Raw genomic sequence first — 22,414 nt, 5'->3', positions numbered from 1 at the left:
TTTAAAGTTGGGTAAATAAATAATCAAAATCGCCGGTGAGTTCATCCTTTGCTATGACCTGCTCCCAGAATTCTTTTGCGGCATCGATCTGACTTTTTTCTGCATTCTCAAGAATCTGACGGACCTGTAACAGTTCAGTGAGGGTAATAAGCCCACTCTTGTATCTTGCTACATACATTTCGTAGGCATCTGATGCGCCTTTCACAGAAGCACTTTCTTTCTTAAGCTGTTTTTGCTGTTCTACAATCCTGTTTTCAAGGGCTTTAATCTCAGTCTGCATTGAAAGCTGATACTGGTTTTCGAGATAACCCATACGTTCCGCTTCTTTTGACAGCATATTCGCTTTTTGCCTGTTCGTATGAAGACTGCTGATATTCCACGTCAATCCAAGTCCAACCAGAGCATTGTTGGCAGAATTGGAGAAACCATTGGTCCATTTCCCTGAGACATTGCCATACGAATCGGCTCCTGAACCTCTGTAAGCATAACCTCCCAAAATCTTAATCGACGGAAGTGATGATCTTCTCTCTGTTTCCGCTTTGGTCTGGTAGTATTCGGACTCCTGATGAATGGATTTTAAAAAAGGATGTGATGGATTAACTTTCTCATTATGGGAAGAATTTTTTTCAGGATCAAGAAAATGACTGACCTGGTAATCCTCTACTTTAAAATTATCACTATAAAATTCCTTAAGTTTTTCTGCGGATGCCTTCTGCTTTCCAAACCAATTATCTTCTATTGCCAACGCCTGAACGTATGATGAATAGGTAAGAACAGAATCTGCTTCCGGTTTGAGACCGGCACGGGAAAGTGCTTTGCTTGAACTGTGGATTTCTTCGAGCCTTGTTGAGTTTTTCTTTGCCCATCTGAGCTTTGCTCCATTAAAGACATAGTCAAGATAACGTTGTGAGAGCAGTCTTTTGAGCCTCAGCAGATAGGATTCTTTATCTGTCCTGAGTTTTTGTGTGAACTCATTTGCTGATTTTTCCTCGGATTTCTGACGCCCGAAGTTATAGATCTCGTACTCCGCGATAGCCGAACCGAAATTGTTTGAGGATAAAGAGGAGCCTGAATTCCTGTTTCCGGAAACATTAAAAAAACCGGACTGTGGGAAAAAACCACCACTGCTTCCTTCTAATGTGCCGTAGGTATTTTGATATTGAAGCTTTACCTGTGGTAATGCCTTGGATTTCACCGTCTCTTCATTATATTCTGAAGATTCTATTGCAGACTCGGCTGCACGGATCCCTGAATAGTTTTTTTGTGTTTCTGTCCATATTTTACCCAAGAGTGATTCTTGCTGGGCGAAAAGGACAGACTGTTGTGTGATCAGTCCAAAGAATAGGACTGATAGACTTTTTCTTATCATTTTTTGACAAATTAATAGCTACCGAAAAATTCCGGTAAGGATTAAAAAAATAAAATCATTTACATCTGCTATTGTTAACAGATTGAATTAATTTTAAATCAAATGATAAGTTTGCGGTATTGTATAAAGATGGGGACAGCATTCCCTATTTTGGAAGAGCCGTAAAAAGGATGTTTCGGAATATTGACAAAAAGAAAAGCGGCTGCAAAAAGAATAAATGTAAATGCAGCAATCTCTTGAAAATCGGATACGGAAAACTGAGTATCGTTTTTCGCCGTCATTTCTTTTTCCTTACAGAAATTACATTGCGAAGCAGAAGTTGTGACCGTAAATTTGTCTTTTGGAACTGAAGAATGACTTGTGGAAGTAGGCGGTACGTTGAACAGATTTTTGATACCGTATTTTACGGCACACGAAGAAATTAAAATGCATACAATGAAAAACATTCCGATGATGCTTCTCATTGTATGATTTGTATTTAATTTCTGATTAGTCATTCTTGCAAATGTAAATGTTTAAATAATGAGGTCAAAAATATTAACAGACTTTATAGAATAGTTTTATTTGGAAATATGTTTTTTAACTTCCTCTTCCGTTACAAAACCAAGGTTTTCCCAGGCTACCTTGTCATTTTTGTATAGTTTCAAAACCGGGAGTGCAGAAACATTCAGCTCTTTGCAAAGTTCTGTATTTTCGTCGGCATTGATTCTGACAATTTTCAATTTATCCTGCATTTCCGAAGCCATTTTTTTTAAATATGGTTCCATTTTTTTGCACGGAGCGCACCATTCTGCATAGAAATCTACTAAAACAGCTGTATCACTTTTCAGCATTTCGTTGTACTGAGCAAGACTCATTCCTGCGGAAGTGGATGCTTTGATTTCCGGAAGACTGGCATTTCTCCATTTCATCATTCCACCCTGCATTTCATAGACATTTTTAAAGCCCATCTCTGTGAGTTTCTCAGCGGCAGCAGAACTTCTCGGTCCGCTCATACAGTACACGAATACAGGTTTATCTTTATCTAAAGCTTTTGCTTTTTCAGCAAAATCTCCGCCAGTCCAGTCAATGTTCATTGCATTTTTAAGATGTCCGTTACGGAATTCTCCCGAAGTTCTCACATCGACCAATTGTGCATCTTTGGTCTGATCTAATTTTTGAGAAAATTCTGCTGCGGGAAGACTACTTCCGTTTTTATTGTTTTGTGCTTTTCCACATCCTGTGAGTATGATGAGAAAAAATGCAACAATTAGGTTTTTATACATTTTAGCTATTTTGCTTTATTAATCTCTCCAATTCATCTGCCTGAAAGACACCGGACTGTTTCCATTTAACTTCACCTGCTTTAAAAATCATAAGGGTAGGAACACTACGGATTCCGAACTGAGCTGCAACAGCCTGATTTTTATCAATATCAATTTTGACGATATTGGCAGAGTCTCCTATTTTCTTTTTTAGATCCTGAAGAATAGGAGCCTGCATTTTACACGGACCGCACCATTCTGCAAAAAAGTCGACCAAAACAGGTTTATCCTGATTGATAAGTTCTTGAAATTTATTCATTTTTTTGGATTTTATTTGATTTCTTCATATTCGACCTCATCCCTATTATTTTTTGAATTTCTTGTTGGGACAGAACAGTTTCCTGTAGCACAACAGCCGATATTCAGTAAAGGCATCGCAATAAAAACTGCTCCAACGAAGACCAACAGCCACATTCCTGATTTCACGGCTTCTACCATCAGGAATATTCCCATTGCCAGGCGCAGTATTCGAACAAAGTTCCAATTTTTAAATATATTCTGCATCATTTTAAACATTTTTATTTGTAACAGGATTTTCCATTTCTTTCCATTCTTTCATTCCTCCTGCATAATTTTTAACATTGGTAAAACCGTTCTTTCTGAGTATTGAATAAGCAATTGCAGCTCTATCACCGCTCTGGCAGTGTATAACGACTGGCTTATCCTTACTCATTTTATAAAGATTGTCAGGAAGCGTACCTACAAAAATATTTTCGGCTCCCTCAATGTGACCTTCGTCAAATTCTGTTTTGCCTCGCACGTCTACAATCTGTATATGATCTTTATTCAAATATGATTTGAATTCTTCAATATCAATCACATCAGCCTTTTGAAGTTCTAATTCCAAATGATCGATATCATCAATGTAGCCCATCATCTGATCCATTCCGATTCTCATAAGCTTTCGGGTAAGATCTTCCACCTGATGGTCCTGAGCGACCAAAATAAAGGGTTCTGAATAATCGATCAACCATCCCATCCACGTAGAAAAGGAGTTATTATCTTGAATATTGATACTTGCAGGAATAAAACCTTTGGCAAAATCGACTTTATTTCGGGTATCAATTACTTTTACTCCGTCATTGTAAGCATTCAAAAACTCCTCCTTGGAAAGTTTCTTCTGCTTTGGAACTTCTGGTAACAAAGGTCTTTCCAATTTATTGAGCTTCTTCATCATTGCAAAATATTTCGGTGGTTCCGGCTGACCTTCCAATAAATAGTTAACAAAACCTTCTTCGTTATCTTCATACTGAAATGCCCAGTTGCGGATCTTCTCGTAACCGACGGTAGAACTTGGTACCGCACCCAAAGATTTTCCACAAGCAGAACCTGCTCCGTGTCCTGGCCAAACCTGAATAAATTCAGGCAATTTTCTGAAATCCATCACAGAATGGTACATCTCTTTAGCTCCTTTTTCCTGAGTTCCGATAATTCCGGCAGCTTTTTCCAGCAGATCTGGTCTACCAATGTCGCCTACGAAAACGAAATCTCCTGTGAAAATCATTACTGGTTCATCCGTAGCAGGATGATCGGTCAGAAGAAAACTAATACTTTCCGGTGTATGCCCCGGCGTGTGAATGATTTTTAGTGTAAGATTTCCTACTTTAATTGTATCTCCGTTTTTCAGACCTATGTGAGGAAACTCATATTGCCAATCTTTACCACCTTCATCGGAAAGATATATCTCTGCACCTGTAACTGCCGCAAGTTCGCGTGAACCCGAAAGGAAATCTGCGTGGATATGTGTCTCGGTAATATGGGTGATCTTAAGATTGTTCTCTTCGGCAATCGCAAGATAGGTATCAATATCTCTTTTGGCATCAATAACGATTGCCTCACCTTTAGCCTGACAACCGATCAGATAGCTTGCCTGGGCAAGACTTTTATCGTAAGTGTGTTGAAAAAACATAATCTTATTTTTTGTTGTTATAATATACATAATTATAATCTATTTTTCCCTTTTTCAGTAACATTGATTACACAAGGCCAATTACTTTTTAACGGCAAAAATCCTTACCACAGAAGCTTGACCTTTATGGTAATCTCCTTCGTTGAGCGTAATAGTTGTCAAAGTGGATTCTTTTATCTCAAAGTTTTCAAAATCCTTTTTTAGCTCTTCAAGATCGTAGAGCATTTCGGGATTCCGTGGTCCTCCGGATCGCGGATATTTTTTCTGATATTCTTCCTGAAATTTTGAAAAGCCTTCGATGATCAGAAAACCGCCAGGCTTTAGAAATGCCGCCAGCTTCTGATGAAATTCCCTTCTCCTATCTCCCTTAAAATGGGCATAAATAAGAGCCAAAGCATCAAAAGTATTGTTGGGATATTCTATATTTTCTGCATCAGAAATGGTATATGAAATGTCAGTTTGGTTTTCTTCCGCAAGTGAAATTGCTTTCTCCTTTCCTGCTTCACTCTGGTCAAACGCTTCCGGCTTCCATCCCATTTTCGCTGCATAAACCACATTCCTGCCCTCTCCTTCTGCGGGGAAAAGTATTTTTCCAGGTTTTATTTCCTGTAGTTTTTCTTTGAGATATTCATTGGGGGCAATTCCGTAAATGAATTCTTCCCTACTGTAACGCTCGTTCCAAAAATCTTTCTGCGACATATTTTCTTTTAATTTAAAATCAATTCTTTTGCGAGGATGAATAATCCCATTAACAAAACAAACCACCCAAAGCTGGTTTTAAGTTTTTCTCCTGACACTTTAGAGGAAAAAAAGATGCCGATGAAAATACCGATAACAGCTGTTGCTGTAAACTTTATCAATAGATTCCAATCGATTGCTGAATGCTCACCATTGAAAAAGCCGGCAAAACCAATGGCCGAATTGATTGCGATAATAAACAGCGATGTTCCTACAGCGGACTTTATAGGCAATTTTGCAAAAAAAACAAGAGCTGGGATTATCAGAAAACCTCCTCCCGCTCCTACCAATCCTGTAATGACTCCTACCAATGACCCGATCAAAATCATCATTATATAATTGGAGTCGGGTTTGGGGTTTCCATTATTTCTTTTGCAGTCTTCGCAAGGACGTATCATTGAAACCGATGCAGCAACCATTACGACTGCAAAAAGCACCATCAAAAAAACGGATTTTGTAAGTTGAAAAGTTCCTGCTTTCAAAATAATTTCCGGAATAACGGGGACTAAAAATGCCCTGCTGAGATAAACTGTAATAACGGAAGGAATTCCGAACAGCAAAATAGCTTTGAACTGTATGGTTTGATTGAAAAAATTCCTTATCCCTCCGAAAAATGAGGTTAAACCTACTACGAACAAAGAGTAGCCTGTTGCCAAAACAGGATCAATTCCCAAAATATAGACCATTATGGGAACGGTAAGTATAGATCCTCCACTTCCTACAAGTCCCAGAGAAACCCCTACCAATAAAGCGAGAAAAAAACCTTCTGTCAGCAATTTATTTTTATTTTAAATAATTTCATACAACAAAATTACGTGGATAAACCATCCAAGTCTGTGATATGAATTACATTCGGTAAAAATATATGCCGATTTTTACAGCGTTACATCAATTACTTTTTAATGTAGTCCTCATCTCTGGTTCCGCCGTGTCCTTTGGCAACAACATTTATTATTTTGATATTTAGAAAAATAAATTTAAAGAATTGCAGGAAAGGATTCTGCATTTTAAATTTTTCGTATTTTGATATTCTTTCAGACATTACTTTAAATATTTATGGTTAATATATTACTCAGGGATCAGCCACCAGAATGGTTTCATTTTGGCTTTCCAGATAAATCCGAGGTGAAGCGCATATTTTACCCAATGTCCTGCCAATCCAATTTCTCCAAATGTTTTATGAATATCCCTTCCTCCCGTTTTTGGATATTTTATATAATCCGGAACGATCGGAAAAGTGGTTATACTTACTGCCGAACCTTTGGTTAGGCCAAAACCTGCCGAAGCAATACAAGCTGCTCCCATATTTCCGAGAGAACCTTTATGGAAATGGGGATTCTCACCGTTTTTAATGTGTTCGATAATATTATCTGCGACCAGTTTTGCAGTAATTCCGGAAGGCATTCCAGTTCTTGGCGGTGCCGGAAAAATAGGATTTCCATTCTTGCTGATGTGAGGTTTTGAAATGGCGTGTGGTGGTGCAAAGGCAATTCCGGGAGCAAAAATATTCGCAAAGCTTGGGTTTTGGTAGGTTTCTGGCCAGTCCTGTACTGTCCATTCTTCATAAGGTTTCTCTGTATAATCGGCATCTACAATCATAAAGCCTTTAAACAGTTTTGAAGTAATGTCATCACCATTTATAGCAAAAGCTTTGAAAGGATGACCTGCAAAAGCAGGAATCAGCATTCCGAAATCGTAGTCTTCTGTTTTATATTCTCCATCTAAGGTTTCATAATGCACTTTACCAGGTTCTACTTTATAAACTCCTGCTTTGATAATCCATTTGATTCCCCGGTCTTCAAAAACCATTTCCACCATTTCGGCAGATTTCATCCGCATTCCTTTGTAAGCGAGCAGCATTCCGTCCATCCCAAAATCTCCCAATTCATATTCGTTGGAAATCCAGGTAATTTCTGCTTTTTCTCTCAATCCTTTTCTACGGAGTTCGTTTTCTACATTCAAAATATATTCAAAAGCAGCTCCTTGACAGGTTGCTTTTGGGTGTCCTGTTCCGATGAGAACTTTAAGTTTTTTATCTGTTTTTTTGAGTTTATCTTCCAACTCTTTCAATCCTTTTGCAGCGTGTTCAGCGTGTCCATACGTACAAACGGAATACATCCCATTTTCTCCGGGATTCAATCCTTCTGTCTGGTCAAAAGCCAGTCTGGGACCTGTTGCGTTGATGAGATAATCATACGTGATCTTTTCCTGTAGTCCCTTATTTTCTCCGGCTACATATTCTGCAAGGATGTAAGGTCTATTTTCTTCCTTATCGCCTTCAGGAAAGAAACTTATTGCTTTCGCCTGTTTGTACCCTATACCTTTTTTCCTGTACAAAGGCTCCAGTGGAAATATGACCTCTTTAGACTGCATTCTTCCCACGCCCACCCAAATATTGGAAGGAACCCACTGGTAATTGCTGTTCGGAGAAACTACCAGGACTTCGTGCTCTTTACTTAGTTTTCTTCTTAAATGTGCCGCCGCGGTATGTCCGGCAATTCCTGCACCTAAAATGACTATTTTTGACATTGTAATTTTATTTGATTTTAAAAATATCAGATTCACAGCAAATACACTGTAACATCGATTACATAGAAACCAGATTTAATGATGTTTACTGTTATTCTCCGATTAATTTGAATCTTTATAAAATTTCTTTTATAATTTCTTTCATATAAATGGATTTTGCCTTTTGGTATGGCAGACCGTTTTCATCAAGTAATTTCCTGAGATTTTTACCCATTGTATAATACAATATAAGATCTGCGCCGTAGAATAGTTTGACTATTTCCTGATGTCCGCAAATTCCCTGTGAATTCTTTCCCGCATTTTTACCATCCGAATGAGAATGAATATTGTTCTCAAATTCCAGAGTAATAATATTTCCTTTATCTATTGTGTAAACCGCAAACTCAAGACATCTGCCGATGTGAACGGCTATGGTTTCCCGGTCATTGGTTGGAATTACTATTTTCTTCATTTCATTTTAGCTTATCTTCTTTTTCCAGTTTATTGTACAACCAGAATATTATTCTGTAGGAAACATAAATCATTATCGGAAGTGTAATGATCTGAAGTATTTCTTTTATTTGCATTGCTTTATTTTTTAAGAATTAATAGGTATGGTTTTCCGAGTTTTCAAGCTCTTCTGAAGAGATTTTGCGGGAATCCATTTTCTTCCAAACGAGAGCAATATATCCCAAGACAAACGGAACAAGAAGTGAAACATAACTCATTGTTCTTAATGTAAATTCGCTGGAAGATGAATTGGAAATCGTGAGAGAACTCTGAAGGTCGTACGTTGAAGGATAGTAGGCTGTATCATTGAAACCTGCGGAAATCAAAAGCATCCAAACGGTGAGAACGGTTCCTATACCCGAAAACCAGATTCCGTTTTTACTTTTCATAAAAATGTTCAGAAATAATCCAATTAAAACCAAAACTACTCCCATTAGGAAAATGATTGTGAGAAATGGCATTTCCAAAAAATTTTGAAAATATTTATTAGATTCTAAAAACACTTCCTGCGTCTGAGGATTGACTGTAAAACCATCTAAAAACATCAATCTGATAAGCCAAAACAAAAAGAATACAAGAAACAATAAAGCATTTATTATCAAACTTTTATTTGACCTTTCCAAGATATTCTCATCATCAATCATTTTCTGGAAATACAGATTCGCCAAAACTCTTGCAAGAAAAAAAACAGCCAATCCAAGACTTATATTCTGTACAAAGGCAAGCTTTTCGACCGTCCAAAGTGCTTCCAAACCGTGAAAAGGTGTTTTCCAAGAAGAAATGATAGGCATTTCTCGCATCGTCAAATTCACAATATTGGTTTTATTGACGGAAAATTCTGCTCCGGTAAAGAATGTAGAAACGGCAACGCCTAAAAGCAGACTTCCCAATACTCCATTGATAAAAAGATAGATTTCAAAAGTTTTATGTCCTAAAAAATTATCAGCTTTGCTCCTGAACTCATAGGAGACAGCCTGAATGATGAATGCAAACAAAATCGCCATCCAAACCCAGTATGCACCGCCAAAACTGGTAGAATAAAACAGCGGAAACGAAGCGAAAAATGCACCTCCGAAAGTGACTAACGTTGTGAAAGTAATCTCCCATTTTCTTCCGGTGGAATTCAGCAAAATGGTTTTCTCTTTTTCGCTGGAAGCCAATGAATAAATCAGGGATTGTCCACCCTGAACAAACAGTAAAAATACCAATAAGGCTCCCAAAAGTGACACCAATGCCCACCAATAATGTTGGAGACCGTTATAATCTAAGAATGAAAACATAGTTTTATTTTTTTTAATGTTGAGAACCTTTTCTAATTGCTGAAAGCATAATTTTGATTTCGGCAATGAGAAGTGTTGTGAAAATAATCAGAAACAAAAAGAAGGTAATCTGTACGCTGTACGCATCTATCTGAGAAACCGAGGCGATATTCGGAAGTAGATTCTGGATTGTCCAAGGTTGTCTTCCTACTTCTGCCACTACCCAGCCAGACTGTGAGGCAATATATCCCAACGGAATGCTCCATAAAGTAAGCCTTAGAAGCGCTCTGCTTTTATCCAGATTTCCTTTCAGGGTTTTAATGAAAAGTATAATAAAAAGTACTAAAAAGTAGGTTCCCAAAATCACCATAATATGAAAGGAATAGAAGCTCATTTTTACATTAGGAATAAGCATATGGGGATTTTTTCCGAAATAATAACCATAGCCAAAATCTTTTTCGTGGGCACGGAAAGTTTTCAGTTCAGCTTCTGCTTTCGGAAGATTTCCGGATTTTTTGGCGTCGCCGTAATTTCGTAAGGCATCAATCGCTATTTTTCCGCTGGAAATTCTTTCGTCATAAGAAGGAATACCTTCTTTTTTGTTTCCGTGAACCAAATCGCTGATTCCCGGAACAAACCTGTCAGAATCTAAAAACGCCAGATAAGACAAAGCTTTAGGAATCTGAAATTCTACCAGAAATTGTTCTTTTTTATGAACCGTATTATCCTGTTCTCCGAAAATCCCCATCGCAATAAGCGGTGCAGAACGGTCGCCTTCATAAAGACCTTCCATTGCCGCCAGTTTCATAGGTTGCGTACTGGCAACTTGTCTTGCAGATTCATCTCCGCTCCAGAATGTTCCAATGGTTGCTAGAAGTCCGAAAACAGTGGCAATAAGAATGCTTCTTTTTGCTAAAACTATATCTCTCCGTTTTAGTAAAAACCAGGAACTTACACCTACCACGAATAAAGCCGAAACTATATAGGAAGAAATGACGGTATGAAGAAATTTGTTCACCGCAACCGGATTGAGAAGCACAGCCCAAAAATCAATCATCTCATTTCTCATCGTATCAGGATTAAATTGTACCCCAACAGGATTCTGCATCCAGCCGTTTGCCACCAAAATCCACAAAGCGGAGAGATTGGAACCAATGGCAACCAACCAACTCGAAGTAAGGTGGAATTTCTGGCTTACCCTGTCCCAACCGAAAAACATTACAGCAATAAAGGTACTTTCCATAAAGAAAGCCATTATTCCTTCAATTGCAAGCGGAGCTCCGAAAATGTCTCCTACAAACCAAGAGTAATTACTCCAGTTGGTTCCGAATTCAAATTCCAAAATAATTCCGGTGGCAACACCAATGGCAAAGTTGATCCCGAAAAGCTTCATCCAAAATTTGGTGATCTCTTTCCATTTTTCGTCTTGTGTCTTCACATAAATGGTTTCCATAATGGCAATCATAAAAGTGGTTCCCAAAGTAAGCGGAACAAAAAGCCAGTGGTACATTGCTGTGAGAGCAAATTGTGCTCTGGACCAATTGACGAGTTCCCAGTCTATATGATTCATAAGATTGTAATTTTTCTATTTTTTGATTTCTGTAAAATTCTTCTGAAGATATTCCATTCTTTGTTTGTCATCTTTAAATTGGGTTTTTAAAAAATCTTTAAAAAAGAACACTTTCAGGATTCCAAACATTACAAACAATTTGATTACTGCAATAATCCAAAGTGTCCTACTTTCTTTAGACATTATACTAAAGCCATATTGATATAATTTTATAAGTTCCTGAAAAGGATAAAGTATGAATCTGGATACTTGCTGTATTAACATTATTGCAGGATTATTTTACCCCACAAATTTACTTCTGAATGCTTTCAGAGTTATGGCAGAAAAAAGGGATAAAATGGTAATTTTTATTTATTTAAAGATTTCCGAAATTCCGCAGGTGTAATCCCAGAATTGGCTTTAAAAAATTTGGTAAAATAGGAATTGTCTTCAAAATACAAATCGTAGGCGATTTGGGAAATTGTGTATTCGGAATTTATTAAAAAACGTTTAGCCTCTAGAATGATTCTGTTTCTAATTATTTCACCCGCAGTTTTTCCGGTGATTTTTTTACAAAGTGTATTGAGGTAATTGGGAGTAACGGAAAGATGATCCGCATAAAATTTCGGATAATGGGCTTCCATAAAGTGTTTCTCCAGAAGTTTCTCAAATTTTACGAGAAGATAATTATTGCCGGTGCTTTCGTTTTCTGGGTTTTCATCTTTAGTTTTCACAGAAATCATCAGCAAAATTTCCAGAATAAGGGTTTGAATAAGTTGTTTTTTGTACTTAGAATCAGAACTTATCAATTCAAATATCTTGAAAAAAGTAAACTCCAATTCATTTTTACAACCGTCTACTTTTCTAAAGCTGGATTTTCCGTTTTTACTGAATATAGGAAGTGAATTGATAAAATCCTTTTGCGAAAGAAAATCATTAAAGAATTCTTCTCTGAAATTGATCATAACGCCTTCAGTATCTTCGGAAGTAAACCTAAGATCGTGAACCTGACCGGGACTTAGAAAGAATATGGTGCTATCTTCTATCTCCCATTCCTGAAAATCGACATAGTGAATTCCCGTTCCTTTACTCACATACAAAATCTGAAAAAAAGAGTGCCTGTGCGGAATTTTCGGAATGTATAAATCTTCCTTCACAAGATGGCTGAGATTGTGTATCACGAAAGATTCTTTCTGATTTTCCCTTTCCGGAATATCGCAGGATTTGAGAATGGGAATGTTCATTATTTTTCAAGAATTAAAGAAGAAAATTAAAAAGCCCTTTCACAAATATAATGAAAGGGCAAGATTTAAAATAATATTTATCTGGAACAACTTTTTCCGTCGTCCTTAATTCCTAATTTGTGCAGGATTGCATACATCAAGCACCAATTGGTAAAAGCATTTTGTAAAAGGTTGACACCTACAAAACCTGTAAGCCAAAACCAGTTTTCATTCACTTTAATTCCTAAAAAGAGGCTGGACAGAATTAAAATTCCGGCTATTGCGTGTGCGATTCTTGTATGCATAAATTTCTTGTTTTAAATTGATTTTTCTAATTGTACGGTTGCGATATGAACGTGCGAAAGTGTTTTTTGTCTTGAATTAAAATCTTGTATACGGATATAAATTTCGTCAACATATCTGCTTTCTATAAAAACGGTAAATAACAAAGAATCAATCTCAACATTGTCCGAACTGAACCAATTTTCGAGCTCATCACCGTTGTTTTTGAATCCTTTTACAGATTGATAAGAAATGGCTTTCACTCCGGAATGTTTAAGAATATTTTTGACATCTTTTTCAAATTCTTCTATTGCTGTTATCAATAATAGTTTCATAATTTTGAACTTTATTAAAACCTCACAGGTTTTTGAAACCTATGAGGTTTGGTTATTTTTTACTCTTCGGAAACTTTATTTTCTACTTCTGGTTTTTTCTCCCATTTATGTCTTTCCGTCATATAATAAATAATTGGAACAACAATCAATGTCAAAATGGTGGAAACTATCGCTCCGAAAACCAGTGATATTGCCAATCCCTGGAAAATCGGATCGAAAAGAATAATCACCGCTCCGATCACTACCGCTCCCGTTGTTAATAAAATTGGCGTAGTTCGTACCGCCCCTGCTTCTATAATGGCTTGTTTGATTGGGATTCCTTCATTCAGACGGATTTCTATAAAATCAATCAGCAAAACCGAATTCCTCACCATGACTCCTGCTAAAGCAATCATTCCGATAAATGAAGTTGCCGTAAAAAATGCACCAAGAAGCCAATGTCCCAAAACAATCCCGATAAGCGAAAGCGGAATGGCAACCATCATGACAATCGGAGTTTTAAAATTCTGAAACCAACCGACAATCAGCATATAAATAATGATGATCACAACGGCAAATGCAGTTCCTAAATCTTTGAATACCTCTAAGGTAATCTGCCATTCTCCGTCCCATTTCACAGTGTAATTATCTTCGCTTTCCGGCTGGTTCATATACAATTCGTTTAGTGAATATCCTTTCGGGAGCTCTATTTTTTTGAGTTTTTCTTCCATTCCCAAGATCGCATATGCCGGACTTTCCAAACCGCCTGCCATATCCGCCATTACATACACCACTCTTTTCTGGTCTTTTCTGTAAATAGATTTTTGCAACGTATCTCGTTCTACTTTCACCAGGTCGCTCACAGGAATCATACCCATTTGTCCTTTTATTTTTAGGTTGGTCACATCTTGAATGCCGGCTTTGTCGCCGTTATTCAGTTTCATTACGATATCAACAGGATCGTTTGATTTTTCATCATATAAATTTCCAATCGGATGTTCGCCCATCAGGTACGATAGATTTCCTACAATTTGTTGTGGGGCAATACCGTTTAACATTGATTTTTCTTTGTCCGGAATTATCTTAAATTCAGTTTGAGGCGCTTCTACCATCCAATCAATATCCACAACATCATCGGTTTTATGCAGAATTTCCTCCACTTGTTTGGCAACTTTTATCTGCCCATCATAATCAGGTCCATAAACTTCTGCAACAATAGTTGATAAAACCGGCGGTCCGGGCGGAACTTCCACCACTTTTACATTGGCGTTGTATTTTGCCGCAATTTTCTGAATTTCAGGACGGATTTTCTTGGCAACATCGTGACTTTGTTCATCACGGTCTTCTTTGTGCAAAAGATTCACCTGAATATCGGCAGTATTGCTCTGTCCCCTCAAATCATAATGACGAACCAAACCGTTGAATGTAATCGGTGCAGAAGAACCTACATAATTTTGATAATTCACAACTTCCGGAACCGTTTTAAGGTATTGAGCTATGTCTTTGGTAACAGCGGCTGTCCTTTCCAGAGAGGCTCCTTCCGGCATATCGATCACCAACTGAATTTCATTTTTATTATCAAAAGGAAGCATTTTCACAGCGACCCATTTCGTGAAAAATGCCAATACCGAAATCAATAAAAGCACTACCGTAACGCCCATCATCGTCCATCTTTTGGATTTGCTGTCGAGTAATGGCTGTTCTATTTTTTTATAAATTTTATAGATCCTGCCGGTTTCTAATCCCTGTTCTTCTTTATGCTCCTTCGTATCTTTCACCTTTAATAAATGAAAACCTAAATAGGGTGTTACCGTCAATGCTACAAACAACGAAAGTATCATTGCGATCGAAGCTCCAATCGGCATTGGCGACATATAAGGCCCCATCATTCCGGAGACGAAAGCCATGGGTAAAATCGCAGCAATGACCGTAAAAGTGGCTAAAATAGTTGGATTTCCGACTTCATTGATCGCATATATTGCCGCTTGTTTGAAGGGTAATTTCTTCATATGAAAATGCCTGTGCATATTTTCGGCGATGATGATACTGTCGTCTACCACAATTCCGACCACGAAAACGAGAGCAAAAAGCGTAATTCTGTTCAAAGTATACCCCAGCATATAATAACTGAAAAGCGTTAATGCAAAAGTAAGCGGAACCGAGAAGAATACAACCAGTCCGCCTCTCCAACCCATTGCGAGCATTACCAAAAAGGTAACTGCCAAGATTGCAATGCCCAAGTGCATCAATAATTCTGACACTTTGTGGGAAGCCGTTTCTCCATAATTTCTGGTAACTTCTACGTGAACATCATTTGGGATTAAGGTTTTCTTCAGTTCATCAACTTTGGCAAGGATTTGTTCTGAAATTTTCATCGCATCGGCACCTTTTACTTTGGAAACCGAAACAGTAACTGCAGGATATTCTGATTTGAATTTCTTACCATTTTCCACTGCATTTCCATAACCGAAACTAACATAATTGGAAGAAGAAGCGGCACCATCTTCAATTTTAGCGACCTGTTTAAGATAGACCGGCATATTTTGGGATGTTCCCACCACCAGATTTTCTACATCTTCCGCAGAATTCAGGAATTGTCCTGTTGTCAAAAGATATTCTGTATCATTAGAATCAAAACTTCCGGATTGCGAACTTCCGTTGTTTGCCTGAATCATCTGCATCACAGAAAGTGCATCGACATTCAGTTCAGCCATTTTATCTTTATCTACAATGACTTTCAGTTGTCGGTTTCTTCCGCCAATCACGTTGGTCAGAGAAACGTCTTTTATTTTTTTGACTTCCGAAGAAAGTTCTTCTCCTATCTGGCGAAGTTCATAATCATTATATTTTTCACTCCAAAGTGTAAGTCCCAACATCGGAACATCGTCTATAGAACGGGTTTTTACCATCGGTTCCATCACGCCTTTCGGGAAGATGTTTTTGTTTTTCATCAATTCATCATACAACTTCACGTAGGAACGTTCTGTATCTTCTCCTACATAGAACTGAACAATGATCATTGCCCTTCCGTTCATTGCCATTGCATGGATGTGCTCTACCCCTTTGATATTGGAAATAACTTTTTCCAAAGGTTTTACCACGCGACTTTCCACTTCTTTCGGCGAAGCTCCCGGATAACCCACCATTACATCTGCCATTGGCACAATGATTTGCGGTTCTTCTTCTCTCGGTATTAATGTGGAACTGTACACCCCGATAATCATCAAAGCAATCATTAACAAAATGGTCAACTTTGAATTGATGAAAAACTCGGCGATACGTCCTGCGAATCCTTTTTCCATAAAATATTTTTTAATTTAAAAATGTACCAGTCTAAAAGTGTAACAATGCAGATAAGTTTAATTCAAGTACAATATTGATACATTGGTAAATTGCTAGATTGTTACATTATTTAATTTGAATTTTTGCTCCGTTATACAATTTTCCGTTTGAGGAAGTGATGTAAGGTTCTTTGGTATTTAAACCAGATAAAACCTCCACCTTGTCTTCGAATGTTTTACCGATTTTCAGCCACCGCAAAACGGCGGTATTTTGTGAACTCACAACGTAAACTCCCGTTAATTGTCCGTTTTCTACCAAAGCAGATTGGGGAACCATTATGCTTTCCTCAAAATCCTGACTGGTTTTTCCGGAATTTTTAAATGGAAACTGCACATTGACAAACATTCCGGGGAGCAATTCTTTTGATGCAGGAATATTGATTTTCAACATATATTGTCCGCCAGTATTGGTTGCTGATTTGCTGATTTCGGACACTGTTCCGGAAATAGTTTTGTTGATTGATTTTAAAGTAATCTGAACGCTCATTCCCTGAGTAATCATTGTAATGTCTTTTTCTGAAACCAAAACCTGCGCCTGCAAACTTCCTGAAGACTCTATCGTCAAAAGTGGCATTCCGGGACTTGCCATATCGCCCTGCTCTGCAAATTTCGCAGTAATTGTTCCCGAAATCGGAGCGGTAATGTTGGTATATTTATATTGAGAATTGACTTCGTTTTTCATTTGCTGAGCGGCTTGCAAACCCGCCTGAGCCATTTCGTAGCGGGCTCTCATATCGTCTAATTCTTTTTGAGATGCACTTTGACTTTTGTACAGATTCTGGAATCTTTCATAATCTTTTTTTGCAATATTAAAACTTGCCTGAGCTTGGGAAATCTGCGCATTGACTTGTCCTCCTTTTGCCTGAATGTCGGTAGAATTGATGCTTATCAAAGCCTGTCCTGCTGTTACATTTTGCCCGACTTCCCCACGCATCGAGGTGATATAGCCCATCATTCTGGTAGAAACATTCACGGAATTTCTGGCAATCAATTTTCCACTGGCGGTTGCTGATGAACCTGTGGAATTGGTAGTGGATTGATTGACCGTAACTGAAATGGGAGCATCTGTATTTTGTACAGATTTTTTGTCATCGGACGAGCAGCTGCTAAAAAGAACTGCTGACAGAATAAGACCGGAATAAATATATGTTTTCATAATGTTGATTTTATTTGTTTTTTATGAACCTTGTTGAATCGTCGTTTTGCGATTTTTTGGCGGAACTTTAATCATAGCTCCGATGGCAACGGCATCCTTTTTCTTTTTTGGAAAGGGGAAAAGCGTTAGTAAAAAGAAAAAGATATAGTGGACAGCGGGAAATAGCTCATAAAAATATATCTCACTCATTTTTAGATTATTTCGTTCCTATTAATTACTAATTTTTCAAAAATTTATAATATTCTAAAGCGGTGTTATATTCGAAAATCGCCTGAATATGCTCTAATTCTTTCTGTGACATCTGGGTTTCTGAAGTGAGTAAATCTGAGGATTTTTCCAAGCCTTGATCATATCTGTTTTTGCGGATCCTATAAGCTTCTTTGCTTTGTTCCCAAGCGAGTTTGGTAAGGTTTACTTTGTTTTCGGCATCCTGAACCTGTCGGGAAGTTTTACTCAATTCCAGCTCGCTTTGTTTTTGGTATTGCTGAATTTCGGTTTGTGCTTTACTCAGTTCGGCTTTGTATTTTTCCTGTTCGCTTTTGGCTTTGAGACCGTCGAAAACATTCCACGAAAGTTGAATTCCGGCTAAATATCCGTTGGCATCGAACTGTGCGATTTTGTTGTCGTACATCTCGAAGCTTCCGAAAGCATTGAGTTTCGGGAGAAATTTGGCTTTGGAAAATTTTATCATTAAATCGTAGGCTTCCAAAGATTTTTGGTAGGCTTGTAAATCTTTTCTATTAATGTTTAAAGTAGGATTATTTTCTACCATATTGTTCTGATATTCTAAGGATTCTGTGGGTTTCAAAACCTTATTTTGATAATTTTCATCCAACAAAAAATAAAGATAATCGGAAGTGTTTTTGACATTGGATTTGGCGAACTGTATCTGATTTTCAATTTCTTTCAGACGGACGTCCATATACAAAACCTCTGATTTCTGAATAATTCCGTTTTTGTAATAATTGTCGATCACTTTTTTGTTTGCCAGTGTTGTTGTTCTCGCATTTTCTAAAGTTTCTACCATTTTGTAAGCCATCTGCAAAGTCATATATGCTTTTTTGAGTTCGAACTGAACGTATTCTTTGGTTCTTTCGGTTTTAATTTTCAGCACTTCGGATTTTACCTGTCCGGCTTTTTTCTGGTAAACCGCATCCATATTGATGATGGGCTGCTGAATTTCTAATTTGGTGGCAAAGTTGGAAATGCTTTTTGGTGAATTTAGATTATCGGGATTGAAATCCGTCATCGTAATACGTTCCTGATTGAGTTTTGAACCAAATGCATACAACGGATTGTTGGTATTTGAAAAAGTATAAGAGGCATTGATATTCGGGAGATACATTGCTCTTGTTCCCAAAAGTTCGGCATCGGCTAGTTCGGCTTCTTTTTGCGCCATTTTTACCTGAAGATTGTTATCCAGAATTTTTTGTTCCAATTCTGTTTTGGAAATCCTGATGGTATCTTGGGAAAATACGTTTTGAAATAAGCTTAATGATAAAATAAGTACCCAGACTCTTTGCATAATCTTTAATTTTTGACAAAGTTAGACTGCTGAAAACTGTTGCACAGTAACCTTTATCACATAAGAAGATAATCTAGAACAACAATTGATTTCATTTTGGGGACAAAAAAAAACCGCCATTAAAGGTAGTCATGGTCGGAAGAAATTCCGACCATTTTTTTTAGTTTATGTTTTGAAAACTTTGGAGGGGTCACCTCCTGCAAAAACGATTAAAATTGCGGTAATCATATCCCTGAGCTCCATTGTGATACGTCTTTTCGCAGTCTTATAGCCTAAATCATTTGCTTTTTTGTAAATCAGGAGTAGCATAGAAGCAATCATTGTCACGTAGACCATCACTTGAATTCCATTTTTATTCAGTGATACAAGATGACTTAAATTCAGCTCTTGTTTCATAAACCTGAAGAACACTTCAATATCCCATCTTTTACGGTAATAATCTGAGATTTCTTTGGCAGAAAGTTCAAACTCGTTGGTTATAAACCAAAATTCTTTGCCTGTTTTTTCGTTTTTGATGACTACCAATCGAAAATTTGTTTCCACTTTTTCTTCCCGATGATGGATATTTCCACGTTTGTTTTGGATGGGTTTTCCGGTGTACAGCTTCACTTTACTGTCTTTAATAACTTCCCAGTCATCCCATTTTACAGGGATTTCCGTTTCAATAAAAGAGGTAATCTCTTCAAATTTTCTTTTTTCCCTGGAACGAATAATAAATTTCAGAGACTTTTCTTCAAAATCTTTCATCGTTCTTGTAGACTGCAGCCCTCTGTCTATGACATAAATATTATCATGATGCTCTTCTTTTTTTATCTGGCTGAGAACAGCCTCAGCGAGCGCGTTGTCTTCTGCAGAGTATTTTTGTCCCGTAAAAATCTCTACTGCCGACGGTAAAATTCCATCAAAAGAAAAACTGAATTTTACCAGTTTCTTTCCACTTTTCTGGTCAATTCCTTCTTTAAGTTTCGAACAGGTATCGGCAACGATTGTGCTGTCCACTCTGATGAGATTATATTTTTCGATTTCAGATTTGTCATAAAGGCTTGAAAATCGCCCATACATTTGCTCATAGATTTCTTTGAAATAATTAGAATCAATTTTTGAAAGCCTTTCTGAAATTGAACTTCTGCGTATTTTCTCCTCTTCCCCCAGTCCAAACAATGCTTTGAATCCGCTGCTGTTAAATGTATCCTCCAAAGTTCTCTGACTTAATTTCTCGTTATCAAAGATGCAGGACAAAAACAGGTAAAACATTTTTTTGCCGTGCAGAACTTTGCTATAATGATCTACTTTGGTGCTTGCCGAGAGATGAGTTAAAAGTGCTTCGGGAATAAATTCTAAAACATCTTTAAGAGATATTTTGTGATCTTTAAAAACTGACATAAATAATTCATTATCAGCTATAAATATACAAAACTTACATAATAAAAATAAATTAAATAACTGGTAATCAATAGATTAAACACCACCCCCGTATTGTCTAATATAAAAAAGTCGGAAGAAAAATTCTTCCGACCATGACTACCATTAAAGGCGGTAACAATTAAAAAACATATGGAGACATTTATTTTAATTTGATTTGAGGAATCATCGTGATTTTAGATTTCACAGAATTGGAAATCAAGCAATTGGCTTCCGATTTCTGCAAAACTTTCTCGGCTTTTTCTCTGTCTGATTCATTTTTGATGGTGACAACAGGTTCTAAAATCACTTCGGTCATCAGGAATTTGCCTTCAACCTGCTCCAGTTTTCCTTTAGATTTACACTCAAAATTTTCAAATTCTAATTTTGAGTTTTCTGCAATTGCCAAAAAGGTTGTCATTAAGCAACTGCTTACTGCGGCGGTGAACAAATGTTCCGGCGACCAGATTCCTTCAATTCCTTTAGGAAATTGAGGAGGTGTTGCTATTTCGACACTTTGTAAAAGTTCGGGTGAAGACATTTCGCCTTTTCGGTCGTTTTTCCAGGAAATATCTACGTTGTAATAATGTGCTTCCATCGGATTATAGTTTGTTGTTTAAGCTGTTCCAACCACCTCCGTTGTGCACGTTTTTGTAACCGCTATTCTCGAGAACATTCTTTGCAGAAGCACTTCTCATCCCCGATGCGCAACAGGTAATAATGGTTTTGTCTTTGTTTTTTAATTTAGAAAGATTGTTTTGAAGCTCGTTGACAGGAATATTAATAGAATTTTTGATATGTCCTCCCGCATATTCGCTTTTGCTTCTTACATCAAGAATAACGGCACCTTCTTTTACAAGGGCAGCGTAATCGGTTTTATCCATCCCGAAAAGGTTTTTTATTGCATCTAACATTGTATTGGTTTTAAAATTTATAATGCAAATTTACGGAGGAGATAAAAGTCAGTCAGTGATGTAAGTTACAATAGGGTAATTTTATTTCGGGAAAGTTTTATTTTGCCTTCGGTTTCAATCTGTTTCAGGACTCGGCTAACCGCCTCTCTTGTTATGCCGAGTTCGTCTGCAAGCTGTTGATGGGTAACTGAAAGTTCTTTTGATTTATACAGTTTTGACTTTTGGTCTAATAAATATAATAGTCGTGCATCTACTTTTTGGAAAGCAATTGAATTGACCATATTGACTAAATCCTCAAATCTTTTATGATAAAGCTCAAAAACAAAAGTAGACCATTCCGGATATTTTGTGAGCCATTCCTTGGCTTTGGGAAGTGACAGCATCAGAATTTCAGCATCCTCTTCTACCACTGCCTTAACCTTGGAAGTGCCTTGAGTAAGCCCTGAAAGTATTGATGAGATACAACTTTCCCCAGGCGTAAGATAATACAAAAGGATTTCTCTCCCATCCTCTTCCGTTCTTACGACCTTCACACTGCCAGACATTACCAATGGAATGTAATTAACATAGGAGTTGATATCTAAAATAACTGTGCCTGCAGGAAATAGTTTTAAATCGCCGGTAGCTGCAATTTCTTTTTTGAATTCAGGATTTGATATTTCATAAATATTCATACTCAAATATAAATATAATTATGGGAAATCTGAATGCATTCCTACTAGTTGATTATTTTTTTAAAGTGCAAATAATTAATAGATAAACTTTTGTTCAAAAAAAAAATTATTAGATAATCTATTCTCTGTATTTTAGAATTCATATCAAATAGTATTTTAAATATTAAAATAGCATTAGTTTAACTCGTAGTGCATTATCAAACTAATGCAATTTTAATATTATTCATTTTTCTATTAAATACAAAAACATTTACAAATTGAATGAAAGTTAATGCTGTTATTTTGCTCAATATCCTTGTTTTAAAACCTTCAAATGATTTTGCGTAGTTGTTTCTGATTTTAAATTGGTCACAAAGCTGAGAGAATAATGTCTCTATTCTTTTTCTCGATTTTCTGAAAATATATTTTTGTTTTTGATAATTTTTTTGGTTGTTTCTC

Annotated in this window: 26 protein-coding genes; all 26 read right to left on the bottom strand. The window is 37.0% G+C overall.

Translation table 11 applies throughout. The features are described 5' to 3' along the window. Window position 1: 1 nt before the first annotated feature. Complete coding sequence (locus F564_RS0113930; RefSeq protein ID WP_028123193.1) at window positions 2–1,369, bottom strand: TolC family protein; 1,368 nt, start codon at window positions 1,367–1,369, stop codon at window positions 2–4. Window positions 1,370–1,467: 98 nt separating this feature from the next. Then, window positions 1,468–1,833 (bottom strand): hypothetical protein, encoded by a 366-nt coding sequence (locus F564_RS0113925; RefSeq protein ID WP_154656882.1) that lies wholly within the window; start codon window positions 1,831–1,833, stop codon window positions 1,468–1,470. A 96-nt stretch (window positions 1,834–1,929) separates the two neighbouring features. Continuing rightward, window positions 1,930–2,634: a thioredoxin domain-containing protein gene (locus tag F564_RS0113920; protein ID WP_028123191.1), complete on the bottom strand. Its 705-nt coding sequence runs from the start codon at window positions 2,632–2,634 to the stop codon at window positions 1,930–1,932. Window position 2,635: 1 nt separating this feature from the next. Then, complete coding sequence (trxA, locus tag F564_RS0113915) at window positions 2,636–2,932, bottom strand: thioredoxin (protein WP_028123190.1); 297 nt, start codon at window positions 2,930–2,932, stop codon at window positions 2,636–2,638. Window positions 2,933–2,943: 11 nt separating this feature from the next. Beyond that, on the bottom strand, window positions 2,944–3,180 hold the full coding sequence (locus F564_RS0113910; protein ID WP_199766236.1) for a hypothetical protein: 237 nt from the start codon (window positions 3,178–3,180) through the stop codon (window positions 2,944–2,946). Between the two features lies 1 nt (window position 3,181). Next, window positions 3,182–4,582 (bottom strand): MBL fold metallo-hydrolase, encoded by a 1,401-nt coding sequence (locus F564_RS0113905; RefSeq protein ID WP_028123188.1) that lies wholly within the window; start codon window positions 4,580–4,582, stop codon window positions 3,182–3,184. 81 nt (window positions 4,583–4,663) lie between these two features. Beyond that, window positions 4,664–5,281, bottom strand: coding sequence for a class I SAM-dependent methyltransferase (locus tag F564_RS0113900; protein WP_028123187.1), 618 nt, complete (start codon window positions 5,279–5,281; stop codon window positions 4,664–4,666). An 8-nt stretch (window positions 5,282–5,289) separates the two neighbouring features. Next, window positions 5,290–6,096: a sulfite exporter TauE/SafE family protein gene (locus F564_RS0113895; RefSeq protein WP_028123186.1), complete on the bottom strand. Its 807-nt coding sequence runs from the start codon at window positions 6,094–6,096 to the stop codon at window positions 5,290–5,292. A 116-nt stretch (window positions 6,097–6,212) separates the two neighbouring features. Beyond that, window positions 6,213–6,362: a hypothetical protein gene (locus F564_RS20840; protein ID WP_169816753.1), complete on the bottom strand. Its 150-nt coding sequence runs from the start codon at window positions 6,360–6,362 to the stop codon at window positions 6,213–6,215. 26 nt (window positions 6,363–6,388) lie between these two features. Next, window positions 6,389–7,849, bottom strand: coding sequence for an NAD(P)/FAD-dependent oxidoreductase (locus F564_RS0113885; RefSeq protein WP_028123185.1), 1,461 nt, complete (start codon window positions 7,847–7,849; stop codon window positions 6,389–6,391). A gap of 115 nt (window positions 7,850–7,964) precedes the next feature. Continuing rightward, window positions 7,965–8,300: a NifB/NifX family molybdenum-iron cluster-binding protein gene (locus tag F564_RS0113880; RefSeq protein ID WP_028123184.1), complete on the bottom strand. Its 336-nt coding sequence runs from the start codon at window positions 8,298–8,300 to the stop codon at window positions 7,965–7,967. Window positions 8,301–8,433: 133 nt separating this feature from the next. Further along, window positions 8,434–9,618 (bottom strand): cytochrome d ubiquinol oxidase subunit II, encoded by a 1,185-nt coding sequence (gene cydB, locus F564_RS0113875; protein ID WP_028123183.1) that lies wholly within the window; start codon window positions 9,616–9,618, stop codon window positions 8,434–8,436. Window positions 9,619–9,631: 13 nt separating this feature from the next. Continuing rightward, window positions 9,632–11,167 carry a cytochrome ubiquinol oxidase subunit I gene (locus tag F564_RS0113870; RefSeq protein ID WP_034981664.1) on the bottom strand — a complete coding sequence of 512 codons (1,536 nt, stop codon included), beginning with the start codon at window positions 11,165–11,167 and terminating at the stop codon, window positions 9,632–9,634. A gap of 15 nt (window positions 11,168–11,182) precedes the next feature. Next, window positions 11,183–11,431: a DUF4492 domain-containing protein gene (locus tag F564_RS0113865; protein ID WP_051259685.1), complete on the bottom strand. Its 249-nt coding sequence runs from the start codon at window positions 11,429–11,431 to the stop codon at window positions 11,183–11,185. Between the two features lie 83 nt (window positions 11,432–11,514). Beyond that, complete coding sequence (locus F564_RS0113860; RefSeq protein ID WP_028123180.1) at window positions 11,515–12,390, bottom strand: AraC family transcriptional regulator; 876 nt, start codon at window positions 12,388–12,390, stop codon at window positions 11,515–11,517. A gap of 77 nt (window positions 12,391–12,467) precedes the next feature. Beyond that, complete coding sequence (locus tag F564_RS0113855; RefSeq protein WP_028123179.1) at window positions 12,468–12,674, bottom strand: YgaP family membrane protein; 207 nt, start codon at window positions 12,672–12,674, stop codon at window positions 12,468–12,470. A gap of 12 nt (window positions 12,675–12,686) precedes the next feature. After that, window positions 12,687–12,986: a hypothetical protein gene (locus F564_RS0113850; RefSeq protein WP_028123178.1), complete on the bottom strand. Its 300-nt coding sequence runs from the start codon at window positions 12,984–12,986 to the stop codon at window positions 12,687–12,689. Window positions 12,987–13,045: 59 nt separating this feature from the next. Then, window positions 13,046–16,267, bottom strand: a complete 3,222-nt coding sequence (locus tag F564_RS0113845) for an efflux RND transporter permease subunit (protein ID WP_028123177.1) — start codon at window positions 16,265–16,267, stop codon at window positions 13,046–13,048. Between the two features lie 106 nt (window positions 16,268–16,373). Beyond that, complete coding sequence (locus tag F564_RS0113840; RefSeq protein ID WP_028123176.1) at window positions 16,374–17,462, bottom strand: efflux RND transporter periplasmic adaptor subunit; 1,089 nt, start codon at window positions 17,460–17,462, stop codon at window positions 16,374–16,376. Between the two features lie 21 nt (window positions 17,463–17,483). Then, on the bottom strand, window positions 17,484–17,651 hold the full coding sequence (locus F564_RS20665; RefSeq protein ID WP_154656881.1) for a hypothetical protein: 168 nt from the start codon (window positions 17,649–17,651) through the stop codon (window positions 17,484–17,486). Between the two features lie 28 nt (window positions 17,652–17,679). Further along, entirely contained in the window at window positions 17,680–18,987 is a 1,308-nt protein-coding gene (locus F564_RS0113830) for a TolC family protein (RefSeq protein WP_028123175.1), read from the bottom strand. 165 nt (window positions 18,988–19,152) lie between these two features. Continuing rightward, window positions 19,153–20,370: an IS4 family transposase gene (locus F564_RS0113825; RefSeq protein ID WP_028123174.1), complete on the bottom strand. Its 1,218-nt coding sequence runs from the start codon at window positions 20,368–20,370 to the stop codon at window positions 19,153–19,155. Window positions 20,371–20,551: 181 nt separating this feature from the next. Beyond that, window positions 20,552–20,986 carry an OsmC family protein gene (locus F564_RS0113820; RefSeq protein ID WP_028123173.1) on the bottom strand — a complete coding sequence of 145 codons (435 nt, stop codon included), beginning with the start codon at window positions 20,984–20,986 and terminating at the stop codon, window positions 20,552–20,554. Window positions 20,987–20,990: 4 nt separating this feature from the next. After that, window positions 20,991–21,302, bottom strand: a complete 312-nt coding sequence (locus F564_RS0113815; RefSeq protein WP_028123172.1) for a rhodanese-like domain-containing protein — start codon at window positions 21,300–21,302, stop codon at window positions 20,991–20,993. A gap of 65 nt (window positions 21,303–21,367) precedes the next feature. Next, a complete protein-coding gene (locus F564_RS0113810) occupies window positions 21,368–21,976 on the bottom strand; it encodes a Crp/Fnr family transcriptional regulator (protein WP_028123171.1) in 609 nt (202 codons plus the stop codon). A gap of 197 nt (window positions 21,977–22,173) precedes the next feature. Beyond that, window positions 22,174–22,414, bottom strand: a 241-nt coding sequence (locus F564_RS19310) for a transposase (protein WP_034981659.1), incomplete at its 5' end; no start/stop codon positions are given.

It is taken from the genome of Epilithonimonas tenax DSM 16811, assembly GCF_000428485.1.
Lineage (GTDB): Bacteria > Bacteroidota > Bacteroidia > Flavobacteriales > Weeksellaceae > Epilithonimonas > Epilithonimonas tenax.
The sequence above is the reverse complement of the archived record's forward strand: the minus strand, read 5'-3'. Positions and strand labels throughout refer to the sequence as shown.